This window comes from Catenovulum sp. 2E275 (assembly GCF_025515275.1).
Classification (GTDB): domain Bacteria; phylum Pseudomonadota; class Gammaproteobacteria; order Enterobacterales; family Alteromonadaceae; genus Catenovulum.
In genome coordinates this window covers 22,108-44,683 of the sequence record NZ_JAOPFU010000017.1, presented here as the reverse complement: position 1 = coordinate 44,683, position 22,576 = coordinate 22,108, and the positions used below count along the sequence as shown (strand labels likewise).

At 38.0% G+C, this 22,576-nt stretch carries 17 protein-coding genes; 4 read left to right on the top strand and 13 right to left on the bottom strand.

Going from position 1 to position 22,576, the window contains the following annotated elements; genetic code table 11:
• Positions 1-33: 33 nt before the first annotated feature.
• Complete coding sequence (locus tag N7931_RS10055; protein ID WP_262793799.1) at positions 34-609, bottom strand: glutathione S-transferase family protein; 576 nt, start codon at positions 607-609, stop codon at positions 34-36.
• Between the two features lie 142 nt (positions 610-751).
• On the opposite strand from N7931_RS10055, the gene N7931_RS10050 reads away from it, so the two are divergent.
• From N7931_RS10050 to N7931_RS10040, 3 genes are read left to right on the top strand one after another with little or no spacing between them, the layout of a single operon-like run.
• Entirely contained in the window at positions 752-1,351 is a 600-nt protein-coding gene (locus N7931_RS10050; RefSeq protein WP_262793798.1) for an XTP/dITP diphosphatase, read from the top strand.
• Between the two features lie 3 nt (positions 1,352-1,354).
• Positions 1,355-2,491 carry a radical SAM family heme chaperone HemW gene (gene hemW / locus N7931_RS10045; RefSeq protein ID WP_262793835.1) on the top strand — a complete coding sequence of 379 codons (1,137 nt, stop codon included), beginning with the start codon at positions 1,355-1,357 and terminating at the stop codon, positions 2,489-2,491.
• The gene (locus tag N7931_RS10040; protein WP_262793796.1) at positions 2,492-3,055 is read left to right on the top strand and encodes a hypothetical protein; all 564 of its coding nucleotides are present in this window, start codon (positions 2,492-2,494) and stop codon (positions 3,053-3,055) included.
• On the opposite strand, the gene N7931_RS10035 is transcribed toward N7931_RS10040, so the two are convergent.
• The 3 genes from N7931_RS10035 to N7931_RS10025 all read right to left on the bottom strand — a co-directional run bounded on the left by N7931_RS10035 (position 3,056) and on the right by N7931_RS10025 (position 5,835).
• Positions 3,056-3,292 (bottom strand): hypothetical protein, encoded by a 237-nt coding sequence (locus N7931_RS10035; protein ID WP_262793795.1) that lies wholly within the window; start codon positions 3,290-3,292, stop codon positions 3,056-3,058.
• Between the two features lie 169 nt (positions 3,293-3,461).
• Positions 3,462-3,998: a DUF1566 domain-containing protein gene (locus N7931_RS10030; RefSeq protein WP_262793794.1), complete on the bottom strand. Its 537-nt coding sequence runs from the start codon at positions 3,996-3,998 to the stop codon at positions 3,462-3,464.
• Positions 3,999-4,023: 25 nt separating this feature from the next.
• Positions 4,024-5,835, bottom strand: coding sequence for a DUF1566 domain-containing protein (locus N7931_RS10025; protein ID WP_262793793.1), 1,812 nt, complete (start codon positions 5,833-5,835; stop codon positions 4,024-4,026).
• Positions 5,836-6,145: 310 nt separating this feature from the next.
• Here N7931_RS10025 and N7931_RS10020 point away from each other — a divergent pair, with 310 nt between their 5' ends.
• Entirely contained in the window at positions 6,146-8,653 is a 2,508-nt protein-coding gene (locus N7931_RS10020) for an EAL domain-containing protein (protein WP_262793792.1), read from the top strand.
• Positions 8,654-8,672: 19 nt separating this feature from the next.
• Here the strand turns inward: N7931_RS10020 and N7931_RS10015 are convergent, their stop codons facing one another.
• From N7931_RS10015 to N7931_RS09975, 9 genes are all read right to left on the bottom strand, one after another.
• Positions 8,673-10,394, bottom strand: a complete 1,722-nt coding sequence (locus tag N7931_RS10015) for a bifunctional protein-serine/threonine kinase/phosphatase (RefSeq protein WP_262793791.1) — start codon at positions 10,392-10,394, stop codon at positions 8,673-8,675.
• A gap of 93 nt (positions 10,395-10,487) precedes the next feature.
• On the bottom strand, positions 10,488-11,960 hold the full coding sequence (locus N7931_RS10010) for a NarK family nitrate/nitrite MFS transporter (RefSeq protein ID WP_262793790.1): 1,473 nt from the start codon (positions 11,958-11,960) through the stop codon (positions 10,488-10,490).
• A 55-nt stretch (positions 11,961-12,015) separates the two neighbouring features.
• Positions 12,016-12,339, bottom strand: a complete 324-nt coding sequence (nirD, locus tag N7931_RS10005; protein WP_262793789.1) for a nitrite reductase small subunit NirD — start codon at positions 12,337-12,339, stop codon at positions 12,016-12,018.
• A gap of 14 nt (positions 12,340-12,353) precedes the next feature.
• Positions 12,354-14,927, bottom strand: coding sequence for a nitrite reductase large subunit NirB (gene nirB / locus N7931_RS10000; protein WP_262793787.1), 2,574 nt, complete (start codon positions 14,925-14,927; stop codon positions 12,354-12,356).
• Positions 14,928-14,944: 17 nt separating this feature from the next.
• Positions 14,945-15,751, bottom strand: a complete 807-nt coding sequence (cobA, locus tag N7931_RS09995) for a uroporphyrinogen-III C-methyltransferase (protein WP_410369349.1) — start codon at positions 15,749-15,751, stop codon at positions 14,945-14,947.
• A gap of 433 nt (positions 15,752-16,184) precedes the next feature.
• Complete coding sequence (locus tag N7931_RS09990; RefSeq protein ID WP_262793833.1) at positions 16,185-16,784, bottom strand: sialate O-acetylesterase; 600 nt, start codon at positions 16,782-16,784, stop codon at positions 16,185-16,187.
• Between the two features lie 167 nt (positions 16,785-16,951).
• Positions 16,952-17,389: a DUF6174 domain-containing protein gene (locus N7931_RS09985; RefSeq protein WP_262793785.1), complete on the bottom strand. Its 438-nt coding sequence runs from the start codon at positions 17,387-17,389 to the stop codon at positions 16,952-16,954.
• 48 nt (positions 17,390-17,437) lie between these two features.
• Positions 17,438-18,727: a zinc-dependent metalloprotease gene (locus N7931_RS09980; protein ID WP_262793784.1), complete on the bottom strand. Its 1,290-nt coding sequence runs from the start codon at positions 18,725-18,727 to the stop codon at positions 17,438-17,440.
• Positions 18,728-19,689: 962 nt separating this feature from the next.
• The gene (locus N7931_RS09975; RefSeq protein WP_262793783.1) at positions 19,690-22,290 is read right to left on the bottom strand and encodes a cellulase family glycosylhydrolase; all 2,601 of its coding nucleotides are present in this window, start codon (positions 22,288-22,290) and stop codon (positions 19,690-19,692) included.
• Positions 22,291-22,576 lie beyond the last annotated feature (286 nt).

Here is a 22,576-nt window from a genome sequence, read left to right as displayed (position 1 = left end):
TTCACACTATATAATTAAACATTTTTTTAAAATTTATTCCGGCATAGTCTCTTTCACTATCGCTTTATCACGATGTAAATCAACTGCTTTTAATAATGCTTTATAAGGCGTTAAGTCGTATAAGCTTCTGAATTCAATCCAGTTAATAAGTGTCATTAACGCGATACTGGCATAATGCCATTGCTCAAATGCTCCTGTTTCCGCTTCTTTTTCTAAATAAGTTAAAACATCTGGTATGCGTTCAAGTTGTAATTGAAAAATCAGTTTATCTTTACTGATTTCAAATTCAGAGCGTTTACCATAAAACAAAATGATCAATGAATCTGTAACCGCATCAACCGCACTCACTAAATTTAACTGCGCAAGGGTTGGTTTGGGTAAATTAAATTTTTGCTGAATATGATCAGCAATCACATGCGAATCAAAAATTTTCTGGCCATTATCGTCCAACATAGGCATTTTTTTAAGTGGATTTAACAAAGCATATTGTGCCCTTGCCTCATCGTTATATAAATCAACCAGTTCAAACTGAAAATCTTGGTTTTCTAACAAGATACGAATACGACGAACATACGGAGAAGTTTTTGAACCATATAATTTAATCGACATAAAGACTCCTTTTAAGCTTAACCATTGCGGATAGTACAAAGTTGGTATTCATTAAGGATAACAGTATACTGCGCAGCAAATTAAATAAATACAAAACACATGCCCAACTTTGTATTATTTATGAACAAACAGAGCAAAATGTATGATTAAAAAAATTGTTTTAGCGACCGGTAACCAAGGTAAAGTCAAAGAACTCAACCAAATGCTGGCGGATGCCAAGGTTCAAATTCTGGCCCAGTCTGAATTTAATGTGACAGAGGCTGACGAGACCGGACTCACCTTTGTCGAAAACGCAATATTAAAAGCCCGCAACGCTTGTAAACAAACAGGTTTACCGGCGATTGCTGATGATTCTGGGTTGGAAGTTGATTATTTAAATGGCGCACCGGGAATTTATTCGGCGCGTTATGCTGGTGAAAATGCCAATGACCAAGACAATTTACAAAAGTTATTAACTGAGCTGAAAGACGTCCCAGCTTTGCAGCGTAGCGCACGGTTTCAGTGTGTATTAGTTTATATGCGCCATGAAAACGATCCGACTCCGCTAATTTGTCAGGGTAGCTGGGAAGGTCAAATTATCGAGCAACCACAAGGTGATAACGGGTTTGGTTACGATCCTATTTTTTGGCTTGAGGCACAAAATTGCACCAGCGCACAGCTACCGCCACAAACTAAAAATATGCTTAGCCACCGTGGTCAAGCATTGGCTTTATTAAAACAAAAATTAGGTCAGATTTTATAAATGCTGCAACTGCCCGATTTAAGCCTGTATATTCATATTCCTTGGTGTGTGCAAAAGTGTCCTTATTGCGATTTTAATTCGCATGCGGTGAAAAATCCGATTCCGGAAGACGAATATATTGATTGTTTACTGGATGATTTAAAACAAGATTTAGCCTTGGCTCAAGGGCGGTCTATTCAAAGTATCTTTTTTGGCGGTGGCACACCGAGTATTTTTAGTGCCGCCGGAATCGCACGAATTTTAGCTGGCGTAAAAGCACTTTTACCTTTGGCTCAGCACTGTGAAATAACACTTGAGGCGAATCCGGGCACATTTGAAATTGAAAAATTTAAAGGGTTTAAACAAGCTGGGGTTAACCGGTTTTCAATTGGAGTGCAAAGCTTGCAAAGCCAGCAATTAAATTTATTAGGCCGTATTCATAACCCGGAAGAAGCTAAACGTGCAGCCAAGTTAGCAGGTGAAATTGGCTTAAACTCATTTAATTTAGATTTAATGCATGGTTTACCAAACCAAACACTGACACAAGCCTTATCTGATTTACAACAAGTTATTGATTTAAAACCCCAGCATATCTCTTGGTATCAGTTGACCATTGAAGAAAATACCTTGTTTGCTTCTCGTCCGCCAAAATTACCGGAAGATGATATTTTGTGGGACATTCAAACTCAGGGGCAAGCTTTATTGGCTCAACATGGTTATCAGCAATACGAAATTAGTGCTTATTGCCAGAGTGGTTTTGAATCTAAACATAATTTAAATTATTGGCAATTTGGTGACTATTTAGCGATTGGTTGTGGTGCGCACGGTAAAATTACCCTACCAAAAACTAACCAAATTTTGCGCTATGAAAAAGTAAAACATCCTAAAGGATATTTAGATAAAACGCAGGATTATACCTACAACACCCGTTATATCGAAGCTGACGACATGCCTTTTGAATACTTTATGAATCGCTTTAGATTAAAACGTGCATGCCCAAAAGCAGAATTTAGTCAGTTCACCGGAATGGATTTAGCGAGCGTTGAACCTATGCTGCAAAAAGCAGTCAATTTAAATCTAATCGAAGAAACCACTACACATTGGCAAGTGACTCAACATGGTCACAGATATTTAAATGATTTACTGGAGCTTTTTGTCTAAATGAAAAAAATCATTTTAACCTGCATTATCAGCAGCTTTATTTTAGTGCTAAGCGCTTGTCAATCAACCCAAAAAAAAGCGCAATTTAGCCAACAAGATTTACAGCAAAAAGTCTCTTTGTTTTTAAAAACCTATGCATTTCGTGAAGATTTTGAATTATTTTTAAGCTTTTATGCTGCAGATGCCGTAATCGAAGATGTCATAAGAGGTGAGCAGGCTGTAGGCAGTAAAGCGATTAAAACCTATTTAAACTGGGAAGATCCTGATTTTTCTTTAGGCCGCTCTGCCAGTCATTTAGTAACAGAGCAAATCAGTTTTGATCAAAACAAAGCCATTATCCAAGGTTATTTTATGCCTTTTATTTATCAGGGCGTACAATTAGGACCTTGGCGCTTTACTACCATTTTAGAATTTAATGACGAGTTAAAAATCAGCAAACAAACCGACTGGGTTAATTACACCCCTAAAGTGATTTTTAATAACAGTCCAAACTCTAATTTAAAACTCAAAATACCCAAATATTATTTTAAAACAACACCCGAACAGTCGTCTCCAATTGAGTAGTTAACTGCGTGCCTGAATGTATTCCTTATATTCCTTATATGCTTTATATAACTGAGCTCCAAGTAAAATAACTAAACCACATAAAATGACTAAGATTTGTTGAGTTATATTTAAGTTTGGAACAAATAAAACTAATAAAACTGCAATAAAAATAGGAGCACTTAAAACTAAAAACCAAGTGACTGGTGCATGACTTTTGACTGGTTTCGCGTGAGACGCTAAGTTTTTATAGTCCATAAGATTTATCCTTAATTAACTTAGTTGCCTAAAGGCATAAATAATCCGTTGGTTTAAATTTAGTAAATAGTATTTAATTTACCATTTAAACAACATGTTTTATACATAACATTTACTTATATAAAGATGAAATATTGCTATAAAGTCATATTTCAACTTTATCTTTTTATTATTCTGTAGCGGTAACTTTACGCACCAATCTAGTTAAAGCTGTACGGGACTTTAAACTTTCGTGATTGCTACCTTCTTTAAACTGTACAGCCCAAACCTGATTGTCCGAATTTGAGTTAAATACAGGGGTAGAAGTCCAATAAGGTTCATTTTTAGTTGTTGGAAACAAAGCCAAATTAACAGCAGGTTCTGCACATTGACGTTCAATTATTGACATAAGCTCTTTAATATTTGGTAAACGCCAATCAGAAAAGTTAGCAACCCTGTTTTGTTGGGATTGTTTTAGTGCATCTTGCCAAATATAACTTTTAGCGCTGCCATTACATATTTTTTCATCCGCCGACCAAGTTTCACCTAAATTACAAATTGACCACATCAGCCCTGTATCTGCATCGGTCACTACACCTAACTCTTCATCCACCACAAATAAGGCTTCGTTTACTGTTGCTTCAACTGTATCACTACAAAATGCATAAACCTGATGGCTGATAACGCTAATAGATAAAATGCCTGTGATTAAAATTGATTTTTTCATTGATTTCTCCACTTTTATCCAGTCTTTATCGCACTAACAGTACAGCTGCAGCATTTATTTTTTTATAGCTATATTCGTCTCCGGTTGCTAAATCAACCACCCAAGCTCTTGGTGCAATAGGTGATGTTGGAGATGAAACACCAAATAAACTAGATGACCTAGTCCAGTAAGGAATATTTGGGCTGGCATTGGCAACTGGCTTGGCATGATTTGGCCATAAAACTTTGCCATTTACGCCTAATGCCATTTTATTATTAGTCTGACCATAATTTAAAATAGAAACTAGCTCCTTGACTGTGGGTAAACGCCAATCACTTGCACCACATAAATTTGATGCATTCACTGCAGCGATATAGGCTTGGGTATTACAGGCGGTAATTTGAGAATTTAAAGTACAGCTTGCGATATAGTCAGCATTGCTAGGTGAGCTTGCTACGCCTTCATCACCACCATTAAAATCACCTGGCAGATACCAAGTAAAAGTATGTGTATGTGAGCGAATACCAGAGTCGGTTTTAATTTCCCAAATCAATCCGGTCACATTATCACGAATACAACTTGGTGCTTTATCACTAAAAACTTCCTCGCCGGCATCATCTATTAAAGTAAAATCAAAACCAGCTTCACCTTGTCCAAACTTCTGTAAAGTTAAATTATTATTGGCCGGATCTCGCCCAAATTCAGCATCCTGACGTGGAAAATTACTAATTGGACAGGTTTTTACATTACTCAATGCATCGGCACAATAAGTAATACCTGTATCATTTATGCCATCAAATGCTGATATAGGTAAAACCGTAACATACACTAAATCTGTGTTTCGACGATTACTGCTAATATTTGTTGCCATGAATTGCAGTTCAAATGTAGTAGCGACCGTCACATCCGGTGCTTCAAACTCTAAGTTAGCTTTATCTGTACCAACTAAATTTAATTTTAAATTACCACTCGTCTGAGTCCATTTATATTGTGTACTAACACCACTTGAAACCGACCCTGTTAATTTGACTTGCTGCCCTTGATAAACAACTTGATTTTGCCCAGCACTAACAACTGGCGCTGATTGAATTGCTGGTAAAATGTCAACTTCAACATTTTTAGTAGTTACCCCACCTAAAGTATCAGTCACTGTTAAGGTAAATTTTAACGTCGCTAAACTAGAGCTTGAATTAATCAACTGTCCATCCGTAATTAAGGCAATTGCCGGAGTAATACCTTCATTAATCGGAAAATCAGCAATAATACCATCAGTAGGTAAACCACTTAATGTTACACCGGATATTTGTTCAACTGAGACTTTAGCTGATTGAACCAGTTCTCCATCTTCAGCATCAATCCAGTCTGCTTCAAAACTAAAACCTTTACCTGAGTCAATAACACCGTCTTCATCATTTAAAGTAAATTCTGTAATAGGCACAGAATTATCAGTTGTGATATTAATAAACATTTGATCAGTTTTACTATTACCTGTGGCATCAATCACTTTAAGCGTAATTAAAACCTGCTCAGCCTGAGTTTGATTTTCAGGAATCATAAACATCACTGTTTCAGTATCACTAGCCGATAGCGCACTATTAAACCGGCTTGGTTGGGCTGACCAAAGGTAAGTAAAAGGTGGATTTATCCCTTTAACCGCCGCTGATAACTCAAATTCTGGGCTGCCAATTGGCAAATCAATATCGTCATTAAAATACACTCTGAGTGACGAGTCTTGGGTATTATCTGAGGTGTCTTCACTTTCCAGAGATCCGGAACAAGCGGCCAAAAGCGTCATTAAACCGACGAAGATAGCACGCAAAATAGAGTCTTTAACTTGTAAATGTCGCGGATTAAACATAATAAACCTTAATATCGTCAAAAATTTATCAGTTTTCACTGAAAAACTTAAAATCCAAAAGCATCTGACTCAGCTATTACAATTTTTATTCCACTTTGACGGATTTTGATATTTCATGGCTTAAATTAAAAAAAAGATTTTAATAAACAATACTTTAAAGCATACATTTATTAACTCGCACTTAGCATAAAAATTTGTTAATCTCATTTAACAAATGTGGCGATATAATCTGGTTATTAACTTACGTAATGAACAGCCTTTATTCAATTTTCAAAAAAACAATAACAATAAATTCGGAATATTTACTGAAATGAGCCGATTAATAAAGCTATTGTTAGTAAATAGCAACCCAGATCAAACTCAAATCTTGATCTCGCACATTAATCACAGTCAGGTTTTTGAAATCATCAATGCTTCAAGTGCAACTGAAGCTATCAACTTTTTACGCCAGTACCCTATTGAGGTTGTGATATCAGATATTGATATAGATGGTTTTGATGGCTGGCGTTTATCACGAATGATACGTTCAGGTATTTTTAGATGCAGCGAAAATATTCCGATCATTATTGTTGCTTCTACTTGGTGTGAACATATTGCAGAAACCACGGCTCGTGAATTTGGCATAAACTTCATGCTACCGTTTAATGAAGTAGCTCAATTACCTCAATTACTAGCAGATGCAATGTCTTCTAATCTGGTACAAAATAACAAAGTAAAATTATTAGCTATTGAAGATAACCTTGAAATTCAAGAAATTGTTGAAAGAATCTTAAAACAAAGATTTGATGTAGAGGTTGCTGATAGCGGAGAGCTGGGTTTGAAACTCTGGCGTGAAAAACAGCATGATATTATTTTATTGGATGTAATGTTACCAGGCATGTCGGGTGAGCAGGTATTAGCCAAAATTTTACAGGAAAACCCAGCGCAACCTGTAATTGTGATGACAGCACACGGTACAATTGAATTAGCCGAAAAAATGATTATTCAGGGCGCTGCGGATTTTATCAGTAAGCCTTTTAGAGCTGATCAGCTTCGAAAAGTATGTGAAATAGCCTCACGCCGCGAAGATTTTATGATCAGTAACCAGCAATTTGCCGATAAAGTTAATGAATTAAAACAGAGAGAAATAGCTTACCGACAAATATCTTATGCCCATCAACAACTCCTAAATAACTTAACTACCGCGATCGTAGAGCTCAATGAACAGGGTCAAATCCAATTTCTAAATAAAGCGTGGCAAACTTTAACTGGTTATAAAGTTAGTGAATGTCAGAACCAGTACTTAAAACATTTTTTATGGGATAAATTAGATACCAGTCCAAACTCAACTCAAGCCAAAATAGAGCAACTGCTGAGCTTTAATATTGAGCATTCATCATTAGAATTTAAACTTGAACACAAATTAGGCCATGAAGTTTGGGTTGAGGCTAAATTTAGCGCAACTCAACACAATTATAATCAGTTTATTATCACCGCTACTATAGATGATATCAGTAAACGCAAAGAAGCTGAGTTTAAGCTAGAGCACCTAGCTCTACACGACCCTTTAACAGGTTTACATAATCGTTATCACTTTGATAATGAACTAACTAAATTAACAGCAGAAGCTAAAAAAGCAAAAGCAAACCATGCTTTGTTGTACATCGATTTAGATCACTTTAAGGTGATTAACGATTCTCAAGGCCATCATCAGGGCGATACTGTACTACGCGAAGTATCCAAAGTGATTGAAAACCGCATTCGCAGAAACGATTTATTATGCCGGATTGGCGGCGATGAATTTGCTGTTTTATTACATAATACCAGCGCCCTTGAAGCTTACGAAGTTGCCGAATCAATTTGTCAGGCATTAAAACTCAGCCATTTTCAGTTTAACGAACAGGTTTATAAAATCAGTTGCAGCATAGGTGTGGTATGCATTACAGGCGGCGAAGAAAACAGCCATGAATATTTAAAACAAGCGGATATTGCTTTATATGTAGCAAAACGCCGTGGCCGTGATTTAGTACATATTTATTCGCAAGATGATAAAGACAGTGAAAAACTACGCGATACCATTGAGTGGATTCACCAGCTTCAGCAAGCCATTGCGAAAGATAATATTGTGCTGCATTTTCAGCCAGTAATTGAAATTGCCACTGGCGAAGTCGCTTATTATGAAGCACTGGTTAGGTTAATTATTGACGGTAAAGTGATTTTCCCCGGGCATTTTATTCCGTCACTTGAACGCGGCGAAGATATTAAATTGCTTGATCATCAAGTAGTTGCTAAAGCAATAAAAATGCTGGCCGAATATCCCAAATTAAAAAAACTGGCGGTTAACTTATCTGCCCATGCATTCAGTGATGAAAATTTAAGCCCATTAATTGAGCAAAAATTGGCTCAATATAATGTATCGCCTACCCGCTTAATATTTGAATTAACCGAAAGCGCCAGTTTGAGTAATTTATCTGCCACTCAGCGCATGATCGAACGCCTGACTTTATTAGGCTGTGGATTTTCAATTGACGATTTTGGCACAGGTTTTAGCACCTTTAGCTATTTAAAAGAGCTACCGGCACAAAGCGTTAAAATTGACGGTTCTTTTGTCAAAGATATGAAAACCGATCCAATTGATAAAGCTTTGGTTAAAGCAATTTATGATATTTCAAAATCTCTTGGTAAAAAATCGGTAGCTGAGTTTGTAGAAGATAAAGAAACTCTCACTATGCTGGCTGAACTGGGCGTAGATTATGCCCAAGGTTATTTTATTGCGCGCCCAGTGCCAATAGAACAAGCACTAGCTATTCAGGCCAATCAGTGGTTGCATAGTGCTTAAATAATCCGGCTTATCTGCATTAAGCCGGATTTAACAACAAATATAACCAAATTAAATGAGTTAACAGCAAAACCAAACTAATTCCGCGCCAAAATTGCAGCGGATCACGTTTAATTAAAGGCTGAACTTCGTGTTTACGCATTAAATTTTGATTGGGTGTTGCAATATCAGCTAAAAATTCTGAAAACGAAGTGTATCGTAAATTAGGATCTGGCTGACAGGCTTTTTCCAATGCAACATCGATCCATTTAGGCATATCCGGCCGCTGAATTAATAAAGATTCATAACGCCAGTAGTGATAATTTTTGGGGATCTTATTCCGTAAATCGCCGATTTTAAATGGAATTTTACCCGCCAGCATTTCATAAAACATCATTCCGATAGAATATAAATCAGCCTGAAAATTACCCTTTTGCCCCATTAAATACTCTGGTGCAATATAGTCAACTGAGCCAACCGGACAAGTTTCATTAATCGGGCTACTGATTTCCTCTAACCCTTCAACCGAGACAGTGCCAAAATCAATCACTTTAATTTGGCCAAATTTATCAATAATCACATTTTCGGGTTTTAAATCTCGATGCACCATGCCATTTCGCTGAAAAAACCGCATCGCCTGCACCACTTCAGTCATAATTTTGCGGACTTCATCTAAACTCGGTTTTGGGTTATCTGCAATCCACTGGCGTAAATTCTGTCCTCCCAAATACTCGCATAAATGGTACATAAAAGGACTGTTTTCGGGGCGCGGAAAAATCCGCATAATATTACGGTGCGACAAACGGTTGCCAATCCATTCTTCACGTAAAAAACCGTCCAGATATTCGGGATCTTCCCGAAAATTTTCAGAGGGCATTTTGAGCGCATATTGTTTGCCTTGCTCATCTTCCACCAAAAATACATGGCTACGCGTACCACTAAACAGTACCCGACACACTTTATAGCCATCAATGCTTTGGCCGACCTCTAATACCGGTGGGATCACTAATTTAGTTAAGCGCCGGTGCGCTTCATCAACATCTTCGTGCGGGAGTTCATTTATTTTAACAATAAAGCAGGAAACATTATCGTCACTGCCGTTTTCAATGGCGAGTTTAACTAATTGCTCAGCCGTTTCTGCCAATGTTTGAGTATGAGATAATAACGCCTGTGTGATTTGCTCGGCAGTAACAAAGTGATGAAAACCATCTGTTGTTAATATAAACATATCACCGGCTTTTAAATCATCTATGCTGTGATAATCGACCTCTAAATGGTTATCTATCCCCAACGCACGAATTAAAACTGACTCTTTTTTAGAAGGATGAACATGATCGCGGGTTAAACAATGCAGTTTATCTTTTTCTAAACGATAAACCCGACTATCACCAATATGAAAAATATGAGCAGTACAAGATTTGATTACCAGTGCACTAAAAGTACACACTAATGCATCTTCCTGCGTTTTATGGTTTTCGTTAAATAACCAACTATTAAGTGCAGTTAATACTCTGGCGGATGATTTATTAACACTCCAGCTATCCGGTGTTGCATAATAATCGGTTATAAATTGAGTGACAGAAATTTGTGCCGCTTCCTGCGAGCGCGCGCTGCTGCTCACACCATCGGCAATAGCCAGTGCAACCCCTTTATGCTCTAGCGCCAACCCTTTTGGGTTTTGTCCGGCAAAAGCATCCTGATTTACCGGTTTAATGCCCTCGTGGCTATAACCGCCTAATTCAACTTTTAACTGAGGTTTCATTGTTATTATTCTCAATCCGATAAAAAAGGCGGAGCAAAACTCCGCCTTTTAAAATTTCAGTTTTAACTATAACGCTTTAATGATAAATACCTGTTAAGAGCTTACTTTAATTAATTCTAAAGTACCATCTTCGCGCACTTCTGCCATTTGGCCGCTCGGTTCTTCCATAAATAATAGTGCAGCAAAGCCAACAACAGCAGTTGCCGCAATCACTAAAAAGAAGGTAGAGGCATCAACAACCGAATAAATAGTTAAATATGTTACCGCACCAACGTTACCGTAAGCACCTGTCATACCAGCAATTTGTCCGGTTAAACGGCGCTTAATTAACGGTACAACGGCAAACACAGCACCCTCGCCAGCTTGCACAAAAAACGAACAAGCCATTGCCGCAGCAACTGCTACCCAAATTGGCCAGCTTGCATCAATTAAACTCATCACAAAATAACCAACCGCTAAACCTGCTGTTAATATTAATAAGGTTTTTTTACGGCCAAATTTATCCGAAATTAATCCACCACCCGGACGTGACATTAAGTTCATAAACGCATACGCAGATGCAACCATACCGGCAGCGGTTGCTGACAAACCAAAAGTTTCAGAGAAAAACAGCGGCAACATTGAAATAACAGCTAGTTCAGAACCAAAAGTTGCATAATATAAAACATTTAATACCGCAACTTGCTTAAATTTATAGCGCTGAATTTCCGGTACAGGTTTAACAAATATTTCTTTATTTACATCATAGGCCTTGTAGCTGTCGTAAATAAATAAAGCAATTAATCCTGCATAAGCCAGTGTGGCTGAGGTTGCAGAAATGAGCGAAACACCCTCTGGCGATAATTTCCAAGTTAATAACGCCAGCGCAAAATACATAGGTAATTTCATTAAAATTAAAAAAGCAAAATCGCCTTTGCTGGTTACTTCCATACCACCAATGTTTTTAGGACGAAAATAAGTTGATCCTTTTGGCGTATCGGATACGCTTTTAAAATAAACAAAGCTCCACACTAAACAAACCACACCTGTGATCGCCACAGCGTAACGCCAGCCGTCTTCACCGCCAAACCATAATGCAACCCAAGGTAAAATAAATGATGCTGCCGCTGAACCAAAATTACCCCAGCCGCCATAAATACCTTCGGCTGTGCCTAGCTCGTTATGCGGAAACCATTCGCTTACCATGCGAATACCCACCACAAAACCTGCACCAATAAAGCCTAATAAAAATCGGGCTAATGCAGCCACTTCAAACGACTGGGCAAACGCAAACATAAAACAAGGAAAAGCACCAATAAATAAGATGGCAGAGTAGACTCTGCGCGGGCCAAATTTATCGGTTAACATCCCAATAATTACGCGTGCAGGAATAGTCAACGCCACGTTTAAAATTAAGATGGTTTTAACCTGCTCTTTAGTTAACCCTAAAGATTCTTGAATTGCCACCAGCATAGGTGCATGGTTATACCAAACAAAAAAGGTGATAAAAAATGCCATCCATGACATGTGTAATATTTTCATTTTTCCAGTAAATGAAAATAAATTAAACTTAGTTGTGTTATCCACTAAAAGTACCCCAAAATATAAAACTGTTGTGATTATTAACGGCTAAGTAATAAATTTACGCTAGCTGAACTTTACCCGCTTCGATCCTGACCGGAAATGTTTTAACTGAGTTTTTTGGCTCTTCTAAACATTCTCCAGTTGTGAGATCAAAATGCTGTTTATATAAAGGCGAAGCAACGGTTAACTTACCTTTATAATCTGACACTATGCCGCGAGATAATACATACGCATTGCCGCATGGATCATAATTAGAAATCGCATAAACCTGACTTTCATCATCGATAAAAATGGCGATTTGCTCACCTTTATGTAATGCACACACACCGGTATTTTTAACTAAATCTGAAAACTGACAAATATCTGTCCAAACTTCACTCATTACTTTATCTCCTGTTAAACCGGCTCTGCCACATCAGTTATATCAAGTGTTTTGATAATTTCGCCTTTGCCAATTTTGGCGCGGGCGGCCATATCAATTCTCGCTCTTGGCTGACCACGCTCAGCAACATAAGCCAAGGTATCGTCGGTTGCATCTGAGTTGATAAAGTGGGCGAAACGTTTAAGTCTTTCTTTGCTGTTAATGGTTTTTTTCCATTCACACTCGTAGTTGTCGATAATGCGTTGCATATCAGCTTCTAATTCTTCACAGATGCCTAATTTATCTTCAATGATGACTGATTTAAGGTAATCTAAACCACCTTCCATGTTATCCATCCAAACCGAAGTACGTTGCAGACGATCTGCTGTGTGGCTATAGAACATGTAGAAACGGTCAACATATTTAATTAAAGTTTCATCATCTAAATCACTTGCGAATAAATCTGCGTGACGAGGTTTCATCCCGCCGTTACCACAAACATATAAGTTCCAACCTTTGTCGGTTGCAATAACACCTACGTCTTTACTTTGTGCTTCTGCACATTCACGAGTACAACCCGACACTGCCATTTTAACTTTGTGTGGCGTACGCATGCCTTTGTAACGCATCTCTAATAATACCGCCATTGAGACCGAATCTAACATGCCGTAACGGCACCAAGTTGAACCAACACAAGACTTAACGGTACGTAAAGATTTACCGTAAGCGTGGCCGGTTTCAAAACCTGCATCAATTAATTTTTCCCAAATAATTGGTAATTCGTGTAACTGAGCGCCAAAAAAGTCAACCCGCTGACCACCCGTAATTTTGGTATATAGGTTAAACTCTTTACCAATTTGGCCTAATGCAATTAATTGATCTGGCGTCACTTCACCGGCTGGCATACGAGGCACAACTGAGTAAGTGCCGTCTTTTTGCATATTCGCCAGAAAAACATCGTTAGTATCTTGTAGCTGTAAATGTTCGTCAGCCAAAATATAATCGTTCCAATGAGTTGCCAGCATAGAACCCACCGCTGGTTTACAGATTTCACAACCTTTACCCTGTCCATGAGTATTAATTAACTGCTCAAATGTTTTGATTTTTTTGCTACGTACAATGTCAAATAATTCCTGACGAGTGTATTCAAAGTGTTCACAAAGATTATTGTTAACCTCAACACCCATTTCAGTTAAAGCTGCGTTCATCACTTGGGTGGTCATTGCTGCACAACCGCCACAACCGGTTACCGCTTTAGTACACGACTTAATCCCAGATAAATCGGTGCAACCTCCTTTAACCGCTTCAAAAATATCGCCTTTAGTGACTGAGTGACACGAACAAATTTGTGCAGAATCCGGCAGAGCATCTACCCCTAATGCAGGCGCTGCGCCTTCCATTGCTGGTAAAATAAAGGCCTCTGGCGTACCCGGAATTTCAATATCGCCCAGCATCATTTGCAGTAAATTACCGTAAGCATCAACATCGCCCACCATCACTGCACCTAATACTTTTTTATTATCTGGCGATACCACTAAACGCTTATAAACCCCTTTGTGCTGATCCAGATAAGTATAACTTAAACAATTAGGGGTTCTTGCTTGCGCATCACCAATACTGGCAACATCTACCCCTAATAATTTTAATTTAGTGCTCATGTCGGCACCGGTAAACTCAACCGCTTCACCCGTAATGTGCGACACCGCAACTTTAGCCATTTGATAACCCGGCGCAACTAAGCCATAAATTTTGTTATCCCACAACGCACACTCACCAATTGCATAAATGTTTTCAATTGAGGTTTGGCAATAGTTGTTAATTTGAATACCACCACGCGGGCCAATATCAATATTAAATTGGCGGGCTAGTTCATCTTGCGGACGAATACCGGCAGAAAATACGATCATGTCGGTTTCTAAATGGCTGCCGTCAGCAAAGTTCATGCGGTAGCGACAAGTTTCACCTTTAACAATTTCAGTGGTATTTTTTTCGGTGTGAACACCCACTCCTAAAGATTCAATTTTAGCGCGTAATAATTCGCCGCCGCCTTCATCTAACTGTACCGCCATTAAACGCGGTGCAAATTCCACAACATGCGCTTCTAAACCTAAGTTTTTAAGTGCGTTCGCGGCTTCTAACCCTAATAAACCACCACCAACGACTACACCGACTGTACTGCCTTGAGCAGAAGCGGTTATGGCTTCTAAATCTTCAATTGTACGGTAAACTAAACAATGCGCTTGTTCACGACCTGGTACAGGTGGCACAAAAGGATATGAACCCGTTGCTAAAATTAATTTGTCGTAAGCTTCTTCACGGCCATTTGCCGTCACAATTTTGTTATTAATAGAGTCAATTGCGACGACTTTGTCGTTAACAATAAAACGTACGCCATTTTCGTTGTAATAATCTGGCGAAGTTAACATTAAATCGTCAACTGTTTTACCCGAAAAATAATAAGACAGTTGGACACGATCATAAGCTAAACGAGGCTCTTCAGAAAAAGTCACTATTTCATAATTAGCATAATCAGGATGCTCAACCATGTTTTCGATAAATTTATGGCCTACCATGCCATTACCAACTACAACTAATTTTTGTTTGCTCATTTTACAAAACCTTCTTTCTAAGCTGACAATTGTGTCATTTGTGATTCAGCAGTGACTAAACTACCAAACCAATGAAGCGACTCAGCTAACTCAACCACTTGTCCCACAACAATTAAACTTGGCGATTTTAAGTTATTACTTTTTGCGATGCGCTCTAAGCCAGCTAAAGTACCTGTGAAGACTCTTTGCTCTACGCGACACCCGTTTTCAATCAAAGCAGCTGGCGTTTTAGCAGATAAACCATATTGAGTTAATTGTGCAGTGATTTCCGGCAATTTACTTAACCCCATATAAAAGACTAAAGTATTATTTAATTTAGCCAGAGCTTGCCAGTCTATATTTAAGTCTTTTTCAGCATAAGCTGTTACAAAAGTACAGGCTTGAGAGTAACCCCGTTGAGTCACCGGAATACCGCTATACGCAGCTGCACCAATGCCAGAAGTAATACCAGGAACGACTTCAACCTCAATCCCATGTTCGCGCAGTGCCAGCATTTCTTCACCGCCACGGCCAAATACAAATGGATCTCCGCCTTTTAAACGACAAATTGAAAAACCTTTTTGAGCTTTTTCGACCAATAATTCATTCAATTTATCTTGAGGAATACAATGGTTACCCATTGCTTTACCTACATAAAATGCAGGTGTAGTAGAAGGGAATAAAGCACGAATATCTTCACTAACTAATCTGTCATATAAGATAATGTCCGCTGACTGAATACAGCGTAACGCTTTAATTGTAAGTAAATCTGCATCACCTGGACCCGCGCCTACCAGCGATACTTTGCCAACACCATTGTTTTGCTTTACTAACTTAAACATCATTGCACAAGCTCGTATTTTAAAGATACATAGCTAATAGCAACCTAAATGCCAAGTTATAAAAAACACTTAAAAATATTTATAAGGTACTGTTTTTTATATAATATTTAGTTTTAAGCAAACAAAGATTTTCACTTCCTTCGAATTTATTAGGTTTTTAGTATCACAATCATTTCACTTTGTTGAAGCATGGTGCACCAAATCGGTTCTATTGGTTTAGGCGGATTGAAAAATACTAAATAAACCTAAATATGGGGCCATTTTCAGCATTATAATTAAGGTTATTTAGTATGAGTGTGCTATTAATAACAAAGTGCTTGGGAAACTCGATATTCCAAGTTGAAATACAAAGCAAAAAACAATAATTGGACTGTAACGACTTAATGATACTTAAAAAATTTCTATATTTTGTATAAAATCAAGATTAACCATTTCATTAATCTTGATTCAATTTAAGTATAGCTTTTGCAAATGCTTGACCTAAATCAATATAGTTTTCGCTTTTATAGTGCCAATTATCTTTTAAAAACTGGTAGCTTAATGGGTTATTAACTAGCGTTGCCGCTTTATCCTGTTTGGCAAAATTCTGCTGGGCTTGATGTACTATTTCAATAAAATCCATCATTTTGCCATCTTTAGGATCGCCGCCAGAATCCGCGATTTGACCCAATACAACAGGAATATCATCTTTGTGGAAAGCAGCACGAATGAGTCCCATCAGTTCAGTTAAATTGTGATAATAATCGTTCGCCGCCCAATCTAAACAAGCATCGGCTTCACCCTGCATCCAAATAATTCCTTTTGGTACCAATGTATCTGGGCTGCCATCGCCGTCAATATCGCTAACTGCCAGTGCATTTTTAACTGTGGTTAAAAAATTATCGTACTGATTAATCGCATTTCCGTCCGAAAAACCCACCGACCAGTTACCAAAACGCGAAGCATTATTAGCAATTGAGCTACCACCACGGGCGTATTTAATAATCGCAATTTTTTGATCCGGGTTCGCTGTTACCAAATAATCAGCAAAAGGCAGCTCAGGACCAAACCAATCAGATTGTAGTGGCAGAATAATTTGGCCACCTGATTATTCTGCCACTACACAAAGTATAAAACCCCACTAGAACAAGTTAATAAATGGCTGTAAGCAACTGAAAATATTATATTTTAACGGTTCGTGTCTTTAAAATTAATTTATGGTGGCTATATAAATGAAAGCATGATTACTTGCCCATCACACTGCGAGCTTGTCAAATCAACCTCATAGCTAGTCGGATAACCAAATGTATCATCAAAAGTGGGTATGCCTTTAATATCATTCGCTGAATTCATCATATTTTCGAAAATCATATTTATTGTGGGGTAACTATGATTTTCTGCCTCTAAAAAAGTGTCTAACTCGGGTACATAAAGAGTTGTAATAACCCCTTCTTCAACTGTAATTTCAACAGGCGGGTAAGGATCTACATTCGGGCAATCCGTTGGTATATCACTATAAACATAGGTATAGCTATTAATGCCTGATGATTGCCATGTGTTTTCATTGTCTTGTATTAAATTAACTAATTCATGAGTGTCTGAATTTTCATCGCAGCCAAAAAGCATAAAAACGATGCTAATTAATATCGTTCTTGTATTCATAATAAATATCCTTTTAGAATTGTTTGATAGCTTCTACTGTTATTTGGGTTACTCAATATAAACTCGCCAATTATTACAGTTACCTTGAACATAAATTCCATTCGATTTAGGGTCAAAACTGCAAGTTGAACTTTGTATATTTTCTATCACGCCTACGTCATATACGCCTGTGTCACATGAAATACTATACTCCCTATAGAGGGTATAACCACCTCCGGCACTATATGTTTGATTAAAGGAACACCCATTATAACTATTACCTAAAACTGGATCTCCATATTCCGCAACTTTAGTGCCACTAGGGGTCGATCCACTGGCTGTTTTAAACGACGCTATGATAGGTGCAGTTTCTTCCAATACTCTTGCATTATCATTTGTCGAAACAGTTCCCATAACTGCACCATCATACGTATTTACAGGATCAGACCACCAATTGATCCTAATACAGCTTGGGGAGCAATTATAAGACATAATGGTTCTCCATCCAGCATTTCCATTTTGGTACCCGTGACCATAAGGGTATGGGGTATTTGTAGGATCAACTTCGGTATTGTGCCTAGCTGATAGTAAGTGACCAATTTCATGCCCAAACGAATAATAACCAGTCGCACAATCCCAATAAGTTGCAGCAAAAGCAGTACTGGCTGTAGAGCCAATACCTGAGGCTAAACCACAATATGAATCGTTATCGATCAAAATCATAGCAATGTCTGCACCATATTCATTGCGTTTGTCATGAACTTCATCCATAACCCCATCATTGTCATTTCTGAATTTGGATAAATCACTACTGAAAGAGCCACTTTCAGTATAGTTAAGCTCATATGAATGAACTAATGTTAAGTCAATGGGAATACCGCTATTTAAATAACCGGCATTGGTTTCTGCAACAGCTAATTCTATCAAACTAGATATGTTACCTGCATATGAATTCTTTGTCGCTGTAGTGTAACCAACAAGAATTTTAATTTCTGTATTCATATTTGCATTACCAGTTAATCTGGTGGAGACTTGATTACCATTAACCAAGGGTGTCGTTGAAATCTGATCGCTAAGCATTAGCATTTCAACAGTATTTGTTTCTAGTAACTCCACAGCATCAGTTGGGTGGTCTGCAGGCATACGATCCAAGTCATATTCCACGATTTCGTGAATTTCATTTGAGATAGGCCTTATCTTAACAAGCCTACCATCAATATGAATTGAAGCAGTAATACCATATTCGTCTTGGATAATTACAGCATCATTATCAAGGCTACTATTTACTTCCGCTTGTGGTATTGAGCCATGCCAAATGACATTTCCTTGCTCATTAACACGAGCTCTTTTCTTTTCCACCGTGATTGTTCCCTGAGGAAGATTTATATCTAGTATATTGGTGGTTTGCTTCAAAGTAGCTTTAATCAGGCCACGATATTTTGATTTTATCCGCGAGTCTTTTAATAGAGTTGATATACTCTGCTCTTTAAAACCATATTCGTTTTTGAATAAGTGTTCTTTTGCTGCGGCAAGTGAATTAATACTCAGTAAGAGTAGAGTGCAAACAATCTATTTTTTTATATTTTTCATTTAAGATCCTTTTACTCATTAGAAATAAATACCCTAGTGCCAAATTATTCTGCGGTCTCAATTTCCAGTTAAATTAAACAAAACAATTACATAACAACCACCATCATTATAGAATCAATTATATAAATTAATATAAACATATCAGCATTTTTTATAACAATCTAAGCTATATTTCTATTTTCACCCAGTTTCAGGAAATGTAACTGCAAACTTAGGTTGGAGACCTATTTAGAGGTATTATTTAATACAACTAAAGAATCAGTTAAATGACACACCACTGTTAAATAGTTTAAAAATCAATTTATTAAGCGTTATTTATAGTCTATCGCTAAAGGTTTTGTTGACACTCAAACAGGGTAAACCAAACTTGCATTTAGTGGTTATCTTTTAACCCATACAACAAGGCATTCAGTTATGGCTAAACCTTGCAACTGTTTAATGTCTTTAGCGGATGGTGATATAATGTATAGCGATTTGATTTTTTCATTATTCTAGTTTTTTCAAGTTATCGAGTCTCTGGCAAACTCGGGGCGATTCATTTGCAGGAGCAATCAATTGACCTTGGCGGATTCATTAGCTGTATTAACTGAATTTTTGTGAAAATCGCCCGTTTTTCAAGCGACATTATCAGCATAGATTTAAGCTAAACTTTTTAGCTGATACATACCAATAAGCCTTTATTGCCGGTGATAAAAGCGCGATTAGCGTCTATCACCGGTCAATTAATTTTATTAATTTTTGCTAAATCTCATCCAGTTAAAGTTCCACTCATCATCAATCGCTTCTAGTTTAAGCGTTTGATCGCCAGTGGTTTCAATGGTGATGGTTTGGCTAACACTTTGCCATGTTTGCCAGCCGCCGGTACTTGGCACTGAAACTGTTGCAATTTCATTACCGTCAAGCGACATAACAAAACCCTGCGAGCCTGTTTCGGTTGCAAATCTAAACTCAACTGTATAATCACCAGCCTCTGTTATATTCACTAAATATTCAAGTGTATCGCCAGTTTGAGCATGACCAGTATTTTGACCACCGCCTTCATCTGAGGTGTTTTCCAGCTCAAAACCGGTTTGTGCAATATAATTTTCAGCCTGAATCAGCCCCGGAATGTCAAATGCAGAAAATGCAGAGGCAACTTCTTTAGCATAATAACTTTCATCCGTTGTATTAACCGCAGTTACTGTGTAATAACCAGTTGTGCCTTCTGGTTTTTCTGTATCTGTGTAATAAGGGGTTTCAATATTTTCAGCAATCAATTGATAATCTCGACCTGAAACATTGGAACGGTAAACATTGTAGTTTGCCCCATCTACCGCTTTCCAAATTAAATCTATGGTATTGGTTGCTTCATCTTCCACCAAAGATAAATTAACCGGACGATACGGTAGGTTAAAAATGACCGGCGCTTGTTCTGCGGTTAACGCATCAATTACACCTTGGTGTTTATCATATTCAATGGTTGCTTGTAATTTAAAATAGTTTTCAATCTCTGTTAATGACGAATTATTTAAATCTATCGTTGGCATTGCCGAGCCATTTACATCTTGCCCGTTTACTGGGGCTGTCGGTAGTAAATAAATCTCAGCCCAAGTATCAACCGAGCCTTTATCAGCAAAAGTACCACTTAATAAATAAGATTCTCCGCCTTTAAGCTCAACTACCTGATACGCACCGCCGTTAACAAAACCATCGCCCTCAAGCGCTGAAATACGCAGCACCGAATTATTTGCATCTTGCGGGTAATTAACGTCAATACTGAGTTTATCATGAGTGGCATCAGCATCAGTTGCACTCCACTCCAACCAGTTTGAATCTGCATCAAAGCTGCTGTTAGCTAATATATTTTGACCTGTGGATTGCTCAATTAACTGAATATTATCCAGTTGAATATCCTGCCCGCCACCAAATGAGCCACTTTTAATCACCAAATAAAAAGTTTGATCATCATCGGTTGGGGTGACTATTTTTGGCGCTTGGCCACATGCCTGTGCAAAATCACTTTCCCAACCAGCACATGCCCAAGTATCTGCTTTGGTTAATAATCTATCGCCTTTATTGGTAACCAGCCCCCAAGTACCGTTGCCCTGACCGCCGTCACGAGTTGTCACTTTATACGACCAAACCGTACCAGCCCAACCCATATCATTATATTTATCAAAAGTTGCGCGAGTAATTGCACCACCTTGCTCACCTAAACCTGTCCAAGGCTGCATTTCGCCAATTAAAAATGGGGTTTGAATTTGATTAATTTTATTATCCCAATCACAAACGCCCGAATTACCTAATAAACCACAGGTTAACCAATCGCGCTGAGTTTTATAACTAATTCCTAAATCATCAAAAATCCCCGGATAAAAATGCATTTCTACCGCTACATTTTCTAGCCCGTTTTCCGCTGGTTCTCCGTAAGCCTGAATACCGGAGTTATGGCCGGGTAAAATCACAATGGTTTGTTGGTCAACTTCACGAATTGCTTGATAAAGTTCAGTTGAAACCGCCGCCAGGTTTTCGGCACTTGTTCCCCAAGGTTCATTAATTAAGCCGTAACCGGCAATTGCAGGTTCGTTTTTATACCGGTTAGCAATTTGCTGCCACAGCCACTTTGTTCGATCTTGATTTTCTGCTGCCAACGCTAAATCAGGATTAGCCTGCTCACCACCCCAAAACTCATTTAAACCTTCACACCCGCTGTGATGTTCCCAACCTTGTCTGCCTGCGGCACCATGCAAATCTAAAATCACATACATTTGGCGTGCTTTTGCCGCATTAATCGCTTTATCTAAATACACCCAAGCATCATCACGCAATGTTTTTGGATTAGCATCATTTTCAATTAAATCATAAGGAAACGGTAGTCGAATTACATTAAAACCAGCCTGCGCCATAATGTCCCAATCACGCTCAGTGATATAACTATCACGATACAAATCCATTAAACGTTCTTTTTCATCTGCACCAAATCGCTCACTTAATTTAGCTTCAAACGAACATTGATCAACAATCCCTTCACCAACGGGGTTTTCACCCGAATTCATCATCCAAGTTTCCAGTGTTAACCAGTTACCTAAATTTAAACCTCGTAGCGATACCACTTCATTTTGCTCATTAACCCAGTATTTTCCTTCTTGCCTTAAGCGCGAAAAAGTTTCCTGCCCGGCTTTTGGCGCAGCAAAATTATGCTCAGGCTCAGTTGGATAAACCGTCACCCCATTGTTTTTATCTGTATCTGTTGTATTTAAATTGCAACCAGCAGCGGCTATTGCCAAACAGCCCATAGCAATGAGTCGGCTTAATGGCTTTATTTTCAAATTGTTATTGTGTGTGTTTTTCACGGTAAACGCTCCAACCTTTTTGTTATTCACGATTAACCTGAAGCTTGCAGAAGCGATAATATTAGCAAAGCCCAGATTATAAAATAAGTTGCTGTTAGTGACTCTAACAAAACATACTTGCAACATTAAATTAACCAAAGTTTGGCGCTCAGGCTTCCGCGTTAAAACAAATTCGTTAATCAAAACGTTCGGATCATTAAACAGAACAAAATTGTCGGGTTAAATGTTTGTTTAATTAAAAATGAACAATGGTCATTTTTAATTAACAAAAAGAATAGGCAGGTAA

Excerpts from the sequence above, each read along its gene's own strand:
- N7931_RS10055 (WP_262793799.1), bottom strand. The coding sequence starts at position 609 with ATGTCGATTAAATTATATGGTTCAAAAACTTCTCCGTATGTTCGTCGT.
- N7931_RS10050 (WP_262793798.1), top strand. The coding sequence starts at position 752 with ATGATTAAAAAAATTGTTTTAGCGACCGGTAACCAAGGTAAAGTCAAA.
- N7931_RS10040 (WP_262793796.1), top strand. The coding sequence starts at position 2,492 with ATGAAAAAAATCATTTTAACCTGCATTATCAGCAGCTTTATTTTAGTG.
- N7931_RS10035 (WP_262793795.1), bottom strand. The coding sequence starts at position 3,292 with ATGGACTATAAAAACTTAGCGTCTCACGCGAAACCAGTCAAAAGTCAT.
- N7931_RS10030 (WP_262793794.1), bottom strand. The coding sequence starts at position 3,998 with ATGAAAAAATCAATTTTAATCACAGGCATTTTATCTATTAGCGTTATC.
- N7931_RS10025 (WP_262793793.1), bottom strand. The coding sequence starts at position 5,835 with ATGTTTAATCCGCGACATTTACAAGTTAAAGACTCTATTTTGCGTGCT.
- N7931_RS10020 (WP_262793792.1), top strand. The coding sequence starts at position 6,146 with ATGAGCCGATTAATAAAGCTATTGTTAGTAAATAGCAACCCAGATCAA.
- N7931_RS10015 (WP_262793791.1), bottom strand. The coding sequence starts at position 10,394 with ATGAAACCTCAGTTAAAAGTTGAATTAGGCGGTTATAGCCACGAGGGC.
- nirD (WP_262793789.1), bottom strand. The coding sequence starts at position 12,339 with ATGAGTGAAGTTTGGACAGATATTTGTCAGTTTTCAGATTTAGTTAAA.
- nirB (WP_262793787.1), bottom strand. The coding sequence starts at position 14,927 with ATGAGCAAACAAAAATTAGTTGTAGTTGGTAATGGCATGGTAGGCCAT.
- cobA (WP_410369349.1), bottom strand. The coding sequence starts at position 15,751 with ATGATGTTTAAGTTAGTAAAGCAAAACAATGGTGTTGGCAAAGTATCG.
- N7931_RS09985 (WP_262793785.1), bottom strand. The coding sequence starts at position 17,389 with ATGAATACAAGAACGATATTAATTAGCATCGTTTTTATGCTTTTTGGC.